The organism is Actinomadura rubrisoli, from assembly GCF_004349215.1.
Classification (GTDB): domain Bacteria; phylum Actinomycetota; class Actinomycetes; order Streptosporangiales; family Streptosporangiaceae; genus Spirillospora; species Spirillospora rubrisoli.
The window spans coordinates 1-11588 of sequence record NZ_SMKU01000299.1 but is presented as its reverse complement, the minus strand read 5'-3'; the positions used below and the strand labels follow the sequence as shown (position 1 = coordinate 11588).

At 67.6% G+C, this 11588-nt stretch carries 11 protein-coding genes; 5 read left to right on the top strand and 6 right to left on the bottom strand.

Annotated features, from left to right (window positions below):
• Positions 1-442 (bottom strand): hypothetical protein (locus tag E1298_RS48725; protein ID WP_207945052.1); only part of this gene is annotated, 442 nt, incomplete at its 3' end.
• 84 nt (positions 443-526) lie between these two features.
• On the opposite strand from E1298_RS48725, the gene E1298_RS50780 reads away from it, so the two are divergent.
• Both E1298_RS50780 and E1298_RS36385 read left to right on the top strand, forming a co-directional pair.
• Positions 527-985, top strand: coding sequence for a hypothetical protein (locus E1298_RS50780; protein WP_243726027.1), 459 nt, complete (start codon positions 527-529; stop codon positions 983-985).
• 346 nt (positions 986-1331) lie between these two features.
• On the top strand, positions 1332-1955 hold the full coding sequence (locus tag E1298_RS36385) for a hypothetical protein (protein ID WP_131901532.1): 624 nt from the start codon (positions 1332-1334) through the stop codon (positions 1953-1955).
• A gap of 133 nt (positions 1956-2088) precedes the next feature.
• Here the strand turns inward: E1298_RS36385 and E1298_RS51350 are convergent, their stop codons facing one another.
• On the bottom strand, positions 2089-2223 hold the full coding sequence (locus tag E1298_RS51350; protein ID WP_279499408.1) for a hypothetical protein: 135 nt from the start codon (positions 2221-2223) through the stop codon (positions 2089-2091).
• 4 nt (positions 2224-2227) lie between these two features.
• Positions 2228-2677, bottom strand: coding sequence for a hypothetical protein (locus tag E1298_RS36380; RefSeq protein WP_131901530.1), 450 nt, complete (start codon positions 2675-2677; stop codon positions 2228-2230).
• Between the two features lie 129 nt (positions 2678-2806).
• Between E1298_RS36380 and E1298_RS36375 the strand changes: the two genes are divergently transcribed.
• A complete protein-coding gene (locus E1298_RS36375) occupies positions 2807-3547 on the top strand; it encodes a TetR/AcrR family transcriptional regulator (protein ID WP_131901528.1) in 741 nt (246 codons plus the stop codon).
• A 59-nt stretch (positions 3548-3606) separates the two neighbouring features.
• On the opposite strand, the gene E1298_RS36370 is transcribed toward E1298_RS36375, so the two are convergent.
• Both E1298_RS36370 and E1298_RS36365 read right to left on the bottom strand, forming a co-directional pair.
• On the bottom strand, positions 3607-4797 hold the full coding sequence (locus E1298_RS36370) for a hypothetical protein (RefSeq protein ID WP_131901526.1): 1191 nt from the start codon (positions 4795-4797) through the stop codon (positions 3607-3609).
• 464 nt (positions 4798-5261) lie between these two features.
• A complete protein-coding gene (locus tag E1298_RS36365; RefSeq protein WP_131901524.1) occupies positions 5262-7088 on the bottom strand; it encodes a methyltransferase in 1827 nt (608 codons plus the stop codon).
• 512 nt (positions 7089-7600) lie between these two features.
• Between E1298_RS36365 and E1298_RS36360 the strand changes: the two genes are divergently transcribed.
• Positions 7601-8398: an AfsR/SARP family transcriptional regulator gene (locus E1298_RS36360; RefSeq protein ID WP_165975845.1), complete on the top strand. Its 798-nt coding sequence runs from the start codon at positions 7601-7603 to the stop codon at positions 8396-8398.
• 165 nt (positions 8399-8563) lie between these two features.
• On the opposite strand, the gene E1298_RS36355 is transcribed toward E1298_RS36360, so the two are convergent.
• A complete protein-coding gene (locus E1298_RS36355) occupies positions 8564-9688 on the bottom strand; it encodes a S8 family serine peptidase (RefSeq protein WP_131901520.1) in 1125 nt (374 codons plus the stop codon).
• A gap of 712 nt (positions 9689-10400) precedes the next feature.
• Here E1298_RS36355 and E1298_RS36350 point away from each other — a divergent pair.
• A partial coding sequence (locus E1298_RS36350; RefSeq protein WP_165975844.1) for a S8 family serine peptidase occupies positions 10401-11588 on the top strand: 1188 nt, incomplete at its 3' end.

Here is an 11588-nt window from a genome sequence, read left to right as displayed (position 1 = left end):
TGAGGCGGCCAAACGGGAGGGGCTGCGGTCCAAGCTCAAGCGGCTGGTCGAGCGCGGCTGGGTGCGTGAGGACGGGCCGGGGCTGTTCGCGGTGACCGATCAGGTGGCGCGCGAGATGGGCGGGCAGCCACGGCGGCACCGTCACCACCCCACGCGGCACCGCCTGCGTTCCCGCCGCATCACCAGGACCAGCAGGCGCCTCCCTGGTCTCGGTCTCGCCGACCGGCTCTTCGACCAGATGGGCCGTCTCGCCGAGAATCTCTTCCACCATCTGGCGGGTGATCACCAGCCGGGACAGCAGGTCTTCCTCGGTCTCCAGCCGCGACTCCAGACCAGCGATCTGCTCGCGGATCTCCTCGATCCGCTGCCGGACCGCCGCCTCACGCCGCGCCAGCTCCTCCAGCAACGAGCCCATCGCCGCCACCGCCTCCAACGCCTGCACTCACGGTAGAAGTCGGCCTCGCGATCAAACAGCCCCGACAGCAACTGCCCAGCTCAGAGACCCGCTCAGCCAGAGCTACACCCGATGCCGTTGATCGAGGCGGTGCCGCTGGTGCGCGGCAAGGTCGGCCGGCATGGCTATGCCTGTGAGAACCGGCACCGTTTGTCGGTGGGCGTCGAGGAGTATCGCGAACCGGACGTCGAGGAGTGGAACGAATTCAACGAGCATTTCGATAAACGCCGTGTCGAACTCGGCTCCTGCGGACGCCCCTATGACACGCCCTGCCAGCACGAACTCGCTTGCATTCGCTGCCCGATGCTGTCGATCAATCCCAAGATGGTGCCCCGACTCGACGAGCTTGAAGAAGACATTATGGCCCGTCGACAACGCGCCGAACAAGAAGGCTGGAGGGGTGAAATCGAGGGGCTCGACCTCACCCTTACCTTCCTCCGAGCCAAACGTGCACAAACCCAGCACATGCTTCAGCAGAGCACATCCGGCATCATCGAACTCGGTATGCCTGCCCGTCTGGCGCCTTCATGAGCGGCCATGGGATGCCCAGGCAGAGCGGAGCGTCCGGAAGTGGCAGATCGTCTCAGTCGATGACGAGTTGGAGTGGTGATACCTAGATTCAAGACGTGGGTGCTTCAGAAGCGAGCGGCAGGCAGGGCAGCGCAGAGAGGGGACATGTTCGACGTCCCGAGGTGGACCCGGCGCGTGAGGTGCGGCCGCGCGGGTGCAGCCGCTCGGACTCGGCGTCCTTGTGCGCGACGTACTGGAGCCGCCCGACCCGCCACGTGCGCGCCGTCTTCTGAGCGTGATCTGGTGGTGGCATGGCCGGTGACCTGGACGACCTGCACAACCGGACGATCGTCGCTTTAATGGCCCGATGTCCCAGCCTCGCCCTGCGACCGTTGTCGGGACCATCGCGCTCGTGCTCGTCGGCGGCGCGGTCGCCACGGTCGTGGGCGCGATCCTGATGTTCATCCGCTTCCACCCGTCCTCGATGCTCGACGAGGGGATCCGGGACTCGACCGCCTACTACGCGCTGGCGTGCGCCATCATCGGCTTCATCACGGCGGTCTTTCTCATGCCGACCCGCCCGCGCGGGCCCGCGGCCCCGATCACCGCGGTGATCGCCGGGTACGTCGCGCTCAACATCGGCGTCCGGTGCGGTGTCATCCTCGACGCCGTCACCTACGGCACGTCCTTCGACATCGACTTCATCCTCACGGTGCTGGATCCGGGCTTCAGCCCCTGGGACCTGCTGGCACCCGCGGTGGCCGGGACGGTCGCCGGTGTGCGCGTCGCAATGGTCGCCGGAAAGCCCGCCCAACCCTTGGGTGGCTTCGGCGTCGCGCCTCAGCCGCCGTTCTCGGGCCGGCCGATGCAGCCACCTGGGCCGGGTTACCAGCCTCCGACGCCGACCTACCGGCCACAGCCACCGACCCCGGGTGGACCTCAGGGTCCGCCTCCACCGAGCAGCGGGGGCCCAGGTCGTCTCGCAGGGTGACGCCCTTCGCCGGACGAGCGCCTACCGCGGAGGCATGGGTAAGACGATCCTGACCCACCGTGCACGGTCAGCGCCCCTTAGACCGCGAAGGGCCCGCACCCTGGGGTGCGGGCCCTTCCGAACGGTGTACCGGTCAGCAGTGGCCGATCACGTCGGCGTGCTCGTTCCCAGCAGTCACCAGGTACATGGTGGCGCCGTCCTCGTCGGTGCCAAGCGCCGTGGGCGCGATGCGGTGGGCGCTGGTCCACGTGCGGACCGTTGACGCCATCTTCTTAAAGGATGAGGTGAAGGCAGGCGCCGATCGGGGCGCCCCATCCGGTGTGGATCCGGGAGCGGATCTCGCCGCTGAGGACGCTGACGTTCTCGGAGTAGACGTGCGAGTCCCCCATGAACTCCCTGAAGTTGTCGTCCGGATTCGCCTCGGTGGCGGAGGCGACGGCGGGCTGTCCCGCGATGATCGAGGAGCCGGTGATGCGGAAGTAGGTCCCGTCGGAGACGTCTCTGGCGCAGAAGGTGTAGCCCTCCGTCGGGCCGGGGCCCAGCTTCCTGGCGTTCTTGAGTTCGAACGTCCGGGCGTCCTTGTGCTGTGGTCCCGGCGTCGCCGGGGCGGGGGCGGCCGGCTTCGGCTCGGCGGCCGCCGAGCCGACCGCGGTGGTGGCCGTCAGCCCCCCGAGCATCAGCCCTAGAGCTACTGACAGCGTGACGATCTTCTTTGTTTTCACGTTCTTTCCCCTTTCGGCCGTGCGCCTCGGACCCGTGGGCGACGGATCCGGTCTGCGGGCCTCGTTCGCTAACCCCGAGGTATTTTCACTAGCTCCATTGGCTAGTGAATAGCTTGATAGTGTTCCAATGTGCCGTCCTCTGTCAACCCCCGACGCCCTCGGCCCACGGCCGATCCCGGCCGCGGCTCGCCGTCCCCGCCCGGCTCACGCCGCGGCTATGAGTCGCCACTGCGGCAGCGGCAGGCGCAGCAGACCCGGGCGGCGATCCTGGACGCCGCCGAGCAGCAGTTCAGCGCGCACGGATACGTCCGCACCCGGCTCAAAGACGTCGCCGAACAGGCCGGAGTCTCACTGGCCACCGTGAAGCTGGCCTTCGGCACCAAAATCGACCTGCTCCTGGGCCTGTGGCACCGCACCCTGGCCGGCGGCACCGACGACCAGGCGCCCGTCGCCGACCGGCCCTGGATGCGCGCCGCCCTCCAAGCCGACGACCCGGCCGCCAAGCTCCGCCAGGTGGCCGCCAACTCCGCCATGATCAAGCAACGCACCGCCGCACTCGCCCGCATCATCACCGCGGCCGCCGCCGCCGACGACACCGCCGCCGAACTGCAAGCACAGATGAGCCGGGAGTTCTACGCCAACCAGCACTCGATCATCGAAGACCTGCACCGCCGCGGACAGCTACACCCGGAGCTGACCGTCACCCAGGCCACCGACATCCTGTTCACTCTCAACAACATGCAGACCTACCTGCTGCTGGTCCACGAACGCCGCTGGACACCCGACCACTACCAGCAATGGCTGACCACCACCCTCCAGCGCGAACTCCTTCTCCCAGACCACGAGAACCATTCGACGCGGGCCACCTAGATCACCCCGCCGCCGTCACCTGCTGGCGGCGCCTCCGGCGAGCACTTGGTTAGGAGTTCTTAGACGCCGTTCGCGCGTTCCCTCAGCTTGGCTGCCAGTTGAGCCGGGTTGAGAGACCGCTGCTCCCTGATGCTCGTGACAATGGCGTCTGCGGACCACTGGGTGTGTTTGAGACAGGTTGGGGACCGCAGCGTGCAAAGTTTCTCTGCGGAATCCCAGATCCTCTGGATCCTTGCATCGGTGATGGTGCAGGAGTCCTTTACCGTCTTGCCCGGCGCGGCGGTAGGCATCCGGATGGTGCAGGTGCCGGCCTCCTTCGAGCCTTCGCCCCCGTCGCCGTAGAGCGTGACCCGGACCACCGCCCGTATGGTCGGCTTCCGCCCCTCTACATCGTCGCCTCCGGCGACCTCGACGCGACAGGCCCCGCTCCGGCAAGTGTCCCGGGCGATGTCCGTGCTGACCTTGAAGTCGTCCAGATCGTTGGCGTCCAGATCGAGCGTCTTGGGCGCCGTCTGTACATGGTCGGCCATCTGCATGTACGCGGCCTTGGCCTCCGATGCGTCGCCGGCCCGGACGGTCAGCGTCACGTCCCGCGTGGATTCCTCGTCTGGTGGCCCGAAGAGCTTTCCGGGGAATCGCGTGCCCGTATAGCCGACGAGCTGGCGCGGGGACGTCGGTGAGACCCAGAATGTGTGCTCGCTGGGGGACATGGCCGAGCTGCCCACCTCGAAGCGGAGGGCGCCGGACGGCACACCCGAGGGAACCGCGCGCGGAGACCCGCTCGGCTCGGCGGGCGGGGAGTGCAGGGCACTACCCAGCTCGCGCAGCGCCTGCCCCAGCACACGCGGCGCCAGATCACCTGGCCCGGCGCCCCCTACCGCGCCGTTAGCGTCGATCCACCGGTCCGCGAACCGAGCGGTGGCGGAGCGGTCGACCCTGTGCCGCCAGTAGCCCCGGCCGCCTTTGAGTAGCACATTCTCCCGGTCGACGACGACGACCTGCGCGGCGCCACCGCCATTGGCGACCGTTCCGACGGCATCGCCGTCGCCCATGGCGCGAAGATCCAACGTCAACGTCTGGTCAGCCGCCTTCCAAGAGCCCTTCCAGTGCAGTAGCGGCGCGCTCGGGACGGTACCGACCACCGACCCCATCGTGATCTCCTGCGGCGGTCCCGTCTTCCTCCCCGGGTCGTCCTTCGAATCGCCGCCCGAGCATCCACCGGCGACCCCCACAGCCAGCACGGCCACCAACGGCTTCAGCCTCCACCCGCACGGCACAAGCAGGACTGCGGCTACACCACTGCGCGGGCTCCAGCGGGACATACCAGGATGATAACTCTCCGACGCGGGAGGGGTCCCGCGGCGTCATCCAACGAGAGGCGCCCCCCTCGGCGACGAACTGGAGGGTCATCGGATATGGGCGCAGTTCCTTTGGAGGGACTCCCGCTAGGTCTCCCACCTGCAGGTTTGCCGGGAGCAACCACCAGCGTCCGACGGAGCAGTGTTGAGCGGCCTACCTGTTCACAGCGATGTCGATCTCCCTCCAAAGGAACTACACCCATCCGGGTCGTCGACCAGTCCACCGGCTGACCCGGATCGGCCCGCTGCGCTTGGTGTCGTCACCTCTCTCACCCGGAAAGGCCGATCGTTGCGATCAGCGTCTGCGGCGGTGGCTCCGCAGCGCAGGAGTTCGCCGGGGGCACCGTCCGGGGGCGCTAGCGCAGGTACTTCATGAAGCCCGCCGGCAGCGACGAGGTACTGCTGGGATCGGCGACGGCGGGGCAGGCGATCATGATTGACATGTCGAGGGCGAGCTGACGCGTCTCCAGCAGCAGGTAGCCGGCGTCCTGCAGGAGCTGGCGGTACTGCTCCTGCGTGCGTTCACGGCCGCCGGTGTTGTTGACCATCATGTTCAGATCCCACAGCGAGGCGAGCGAAGCCCGGCCGGGGTCGTCGGGCAGGAGCCGCTCGACGATCAGCAGTGTGCTGTCATCGGGTGCGGCCCGGCGGACAGCGTCCAGGATCTTCCGGCATTGGTCGTTGTCCGAGTCATGCAGGACGCGGGCAAGGACGTAGACGTCCATTCCTGCCGGCACGTCGGCGTCGCTGGTGAATGATCCCGGGATCAGATGGCAGCCTCCGGCATGGCCGCGTTGCGCGAGGTGCGCCCGTGCCGCGCCGATCACCTCTGGCCGGTCGAGGATCGCCGCATGCAGGTCGGGGTGGGCGTCGAGGACGTGAGCGATCAGCTCACCATTTCCGCCGCCGATGTCTGCGATGGAGCGGGCGTGCGAGAGGTCGACGGCTTTGGGGATCTGGGCGAGGAAGATCGACCCCTCGGCCATGGCCTGGTGGAAGATCTCCCCTTGGCGGGGGTGGCTGGCGAGATAGTCGAACGGGCGTTGGCCGTACACGACTTCGAAGGGGTCGGATCCTTCACTGACCGCTTCTTGCAGTGCTCCGAAGCTGCGGTAGAACAGGTCGCCGTACAGGATCGCGAGATTGCGCATGGATCCGGTGCTGGTCCGTGCGAGCCTGCGACCCAGGTCGGTCAGCTGGAACCTGCCGTCTGTGACGGTCAGCACCTGGATCCACGGGTGGGCCAGGAAGCGCAGGAGGCGGTACAGCCGGTCGGGGTCGGTGCCGGTTCGCCGCGCGAGGTCGGTGTGGGTGAGCGGGCCGGCCTGCAGGTGGTCGGCGATGCTCAGGGCGGCCATCGTCTTGAGCGCCTGCGTGGTCCACGCGCCGGTGAGCAGCCGCAGCAGGTGCCGTCCCTGCGGGTCATCGGCGTCCTCGGTCTCGCCGTCGTCGTTCTCGTCGTTCTCGTCGTCGTGGTCACCGTGATCGGTGCGCGGGGACGCCGCCGCCGCGGCGGCTTCCGGCGAGCCGGTGTCCTCGGCGTCCCATGCCTGGGTGCAGGTCTGGTGATGGCGCAGGATTGCGTCGTGCCGCCCGGCGGCGATGATCTCCAGCCGCCGGGGCCAGTTCTGGGGTGTGCGGCCGGGCGCGCGAAAGTACATCACGGTGCATCCGGCCTCCCCGTGCGCGGGGTTGTAGCCCCCTCCGTCTGCCTTGAGCCCGCCTGGGCAGGTGGCCAGCAGCCGCCAGAGCCGCTCCAACCCCTCCCGGCCGGCGCCGGTGAAGCGCACCGCGATGTGGGTTTCGTGCCGATCGTGGCGTTCGCCTTCGATCACCGGGAGCGGCGGCGGGGAGTCGGCGAGGAAGACCTCGATCCCGCAGACCGAAGAGGGCCGCGGGATCCGAGCATGAACGATGCTCATCCTCAGCTGGTCGGGCGGCAGCCGGTACCGCTTGATCAGCCGGTTCTGCACCACGACGCTGGGAATCGGTTCAGCGGGGGCCATGCCCTGGCCGCGCAGGAACTCGGTGATCGCCGCGGGCGTGGAAGAAAGCGCCAGCACGGCTCCATGGTCCAGTTCGCACAGCTCACAGAACGCGGCCACCAGTCCGGAAGGAGCGGCGGCGGGCAGCACGTCCCGGAGCACCTGTGCGATGTGCCGCGAGGAAAGGTAGTCGGCCATCTGCAGTATCGAGTTCTGGTCATGCTCATCGAGCCGAACTCTTTGTGCTGTGGTGCCTGCCGCTTGGAGGGCGGAGTCATCGGTGCCGTTCACAACAGCCCTTCGGTTCGTCGGTTGTTGTGATGATCGTAGGGAGCACCCAGTCACCGGCAGTGTCAGCGGAAACGACCATTTTTGTTTTTCTTTTCAGACGATGAGCACCTCCGCTCACCGGCACAGGCGAGACGGTCATGGCCGTGATGGTAGGGCCGACCGCCATCGCAGGCGAGTACCTCATCGAGAACCCTCGCGCTGAGCATCGTCAGCGCTTCAGTACCCGACCCCGTACCGGCAGGTCTTTCAGCACACCGACTGCACGTGATCCATCATCACGGACCTTCTAAGGCAGGCCTCAACAACACCAAAGCCTGAACGGAAAATAATCAACATAGGATTCACCTCAATAAGTGACAGTACTTGTGACACGACGACCCCTATCGTCACTGACGATGTCAATAAAGGGGGGAGGAAGCATGCGTTTCTCGATTCTCGGCGAGAGCGCCACGATCAAGGATGATCTAGGCCGAGACGTGCTCCCTGAAACCAGGAGGCGACAGCATCTCGTCCGTAGCCTGGTCTGCGTCCTGGCGTACCAGGACTGGGCACTGTCGGCTCGGCAGTTGAAGCCCCTGATATGGAGGGATGCAGACTCCCGGAACCTCACCTCGAATCTGACGAGCCTCATCTACGACGCACGCCGACTGATCCCGCGCGACCGGCTGATCAGCACGCTGGGCAGGGACGGTACGACGCGTTACCACCTGGACCGACGCGCTGGCGATGAGGTCGATGTAGAGCTCTTCCGGGCCGCGTTCACGCTCGGGCGGCAGGCCCGCGATGCCGGCGATCTGCACACCGCGGCCAGCAGCTACTCCCGGGCTCTGCTCCTTTGGAGCTCCGACGAGGCCGGCGTTTCGCTCGGAGACTTCCCCAAGACGCCCATCATGCTGAAGAACCGCGAGAACCTTCTCTCGCAGCGACGGCAAGCCAGCGAAGCCTACATCGAGGTGCGGCTCGCACTCGGCCACCACATCGCCGACCTGGCCGACGAGATCCACGGACTCATCCAGACTCAACAGACCAATACCCGTCTGCATCACCTGCGCATCCTCAGCCTCTACCGAGCTGGCCGGCGAGGCGAAGCGCTACTCGCCTACGAGGACGCGGTAAAGATGTTTGAACGTCTGCCGCCAACTTCACTCGGACATGATCTCGATCGCCTTCGTGAGCGCATCGTAAACGACGACCCTCGCCTGCTTCATGAGGGCTGACGGAGACAACAGCACCCGAAAAGCATCGACACAGGTCTTCGACCCCACATACCCAACGGCAGATCGTGGGCAATCCATGTGCGACACCCCAGGCCCCCGACACCCCGGACACCGCCCGTGGTACGCCGGGGCGGTGTCCAGGTGAGCAGGTTAGTTTTGCGGCGGTCACGGCGCGGCGGGTGGAGCGGGCGGCTTGCGGCGCCGGAGCAGGACGAGGCCGCCGCCCACCAGGACCAGGACCACCACGACGCCGCCGATGATGAGCAGCACGCCGCCGGAGCCGGAGCCGGAGTCGTTCTGACTCTGGGAGGCGGGCTCACCGGCGGAGGCGCCGGCGCCCTTCTTACCGGCCAGGGCCTTGTCGAGCCGCTCGTAGACGGGGTTGGGAGCGCCGGTGGGCACGTTCTGCTTGAGCGCGCGGGGGATGCTGACCACGCCGTAGCCGAGTTGGTCGTCCTTGCCCGGCCGGCCGAAGTCCTTGGCGGTGTTGGTGATCAGCTGGACGACCTGGCGTGCCTTCATGTCCGGGTACTTGCTGCGCACCAGCGCGATGGCTCCGGCCGTCAGCGCGGTGGCCTGGCTGGTGCCCTCACCGGTGTTGTACACGTGCCCGGTCTTGCCGATGCCGCCGACACCGGCACCGGGCGCGGCGACCGTCACATAGTCCTGGCGCTGGGTCTGCGCCCAGGGCTTGCCCTGGTGGTCCACGGCGCCGACCGCGAGCACGCCCGGGCAGGAGGCGGGATAGGTCACCCCGTTGGTGCTGCCGCCCTCGTTACCGGCCGCGGCGACCACGACGACGTCCTTGGACTCGGCGTACTTGACGGCCTCCAGCAGCTTGGGCGGGCAGTTGTTGGGGAACAGGGCGCCGGAGGCCGATCCCTGCGACAGGCTGACGACCTTCGCGCCGTGGTCGGCGCCGTACCTGATCGCTTGCGAGGTGTTTTCTGGGGCCACCCCCGGTGAGTAGATCGGGAGGATCTTCGCCTCCGGCGCGATCCCCATGAAGCCCGACTTGGTGCCGCGGGAGGCGATCAAGCTGGCCATCGCGGTGCCGTGGCCCTCGTACCTGTCCTTGTCCCGCCGGCCGTCGCCGCCGGAGCCGCCGATGGCGGTACCGGGCAGGACGGCGCCGGCCATGTCGGGCAGCGACGCGTTGACCCCGGTGTCGATGACGGCGACGGTCACGCCCTTGCCCTTGGTCACCGGCCACACATCAGTCTTGATGCCCCAGGAATCGAACCACCACTCGTCCCGCGGGATGCTGGGTGCCGCCTGGGCGGCGGTCACGGGGCGAGAACGGCAGCCAGCGTGGCCGCGGCCGCCACTTGTTGTAGTCCCTTCATCTGTTGCGCACTTCCCTCATCCATTACAGCGGTTTGGGTGGTCGGTCACTGAATCTTCCGTCGATTCACCAGACAGTAGCCTCTTATGGGACTGCGCCGAGAGTCCACCGGGTTTGCGCTTGCCCGCAATGGCCCCGTGACATGGTCGGCATCGGCACCTCAGCTTCCTGCAGTCCGGATTGCCGACAGCCTCCCCTTCTCGGGAGTTTGGATGAGGTGCCGCCGCTGACAGGTTTGGTGACAGTTCATCTCCTATACTGCTGAACACCCGAATCTGGCTTGCGGTAATGGCGGAACATGGTTTCGTCGGGCGTGCTGACGGAGGTCCTGCAAGAATGTGCGGCTACTCATCTTCTGAGCAGCGAGGACGGTCGTCTTCTCAGGCGGGTAAGGCTGGGCTGTTGCTGCCAGCCTTACCATTTGGCCGCGCGGTCTCAACCAGTTCGGGGGCGCGCGGCCGGGTCCTCGCCGTCACCACCGTGGTCGCTGTTGTCGCGCTTGCGGATCTGATGGCTTTTCGGCGTGGCGCGGCTGAACCAGGCGGCCCGGTGGTCGCTGCGCAGTGCCTCAGCGCGCGTGCTGGCACCCCCTCATCGCGCGGCGTCGCGTCGACTCTGCGGGTGCGCTGTGATGATGATGCGACAACCAAGGTCAGGGTGGCCGGTGCCGGCGGCCTGGGGATGGTCGGGTTGGCCATGGCCCCGGCGGCCGCCGCGCATGCCACGCCCGGTCCCGGGCCGAACCAGTGGTGGTTCGACTCCTGGGGTATCCAGCAGGACGTGTGGCCGATCACCAAGGGCAAGGGCGTGACCGTCGCCGTCCTGGACACCGGCGTCAACGCCCGGCTCCCCGACATGGGGCCCGCGGTCGTCCCCGGTGGTGACGTCACGGGCAAGGGCGGTGACGGCCGGGAGGACTTCGACACCCACGACAACGGCCACGGCACCGGCATGGCCAGCCTGATCGCCTCCCAGGGCACCAAGACCGGTTTCGTGGGGATCGCTCCCGAGGCGAAGATCCTCCCGGTGACCTCTCCGGCGGTGACGGGCCCGACCACGGCCAAGGCGATCCGTTTCGCGGTGGACCATGGCGCCAAGGTCGTCAACATGTCCCAGAGCAGTCTGGGCGCCAACCTGTATCCGAACCAGTGCCCTCCCGAACTGCTGGAGGCCGTCAAGTACGCGGCCGACAACAACGTCGTGCTCGTCGCCTCCGCCGGCAACACCGGCGACGTGGACAACAAGCCCAACTACCCCGGCTCCTGCCCCGGCGTGCTCGCCGTCGGAGCCCTGGCGCAGAACGGCAAGCCGTGGGCTTCGACGCAGCGCCAGAACTATGTCACGGTCGGCGCGCCGGGCGCGGGCGTCGGCTGGATCAACAAGGAGGGGCACGCCTACGACGCCGGAGAGGGGACGAGCCAGGCGTCCGCCCTGGCGGCCGGTGCCGTCGCGCTGGTGCGCAGCCGGTACCCGCAGATGCCGGCGCGCCAGGTCGTGCAGCGCATCACCAACACCGCCAAGGACTTCGGTACTCCCGGCAGGGACGACCAACTCGGCTACGGCGTCATCAGCATCCCCCGCGCGCTCAAGCAGAAGGTCGGCGCGAACGCGCCCAACCCCGTCTACGAGCGGCTCGACAAGGCGGCCGCCAAATCACCCGGCGGTTCCGGGGCCACGGCACCCAAGGCCAAGGACAACGACGACAGCTCGGGCTCGGGCATGCTGCTGCTGGTCGGCGGCATCGTGGTCGTCGCCGTCCTGGCGGTGGGCGGCTTCCTGCTTTTGCGCAAGCGCGGCTCGCAGACCCCAGGCCCGCAACCCACCGGCCCGCAGCCGGGCATGCCC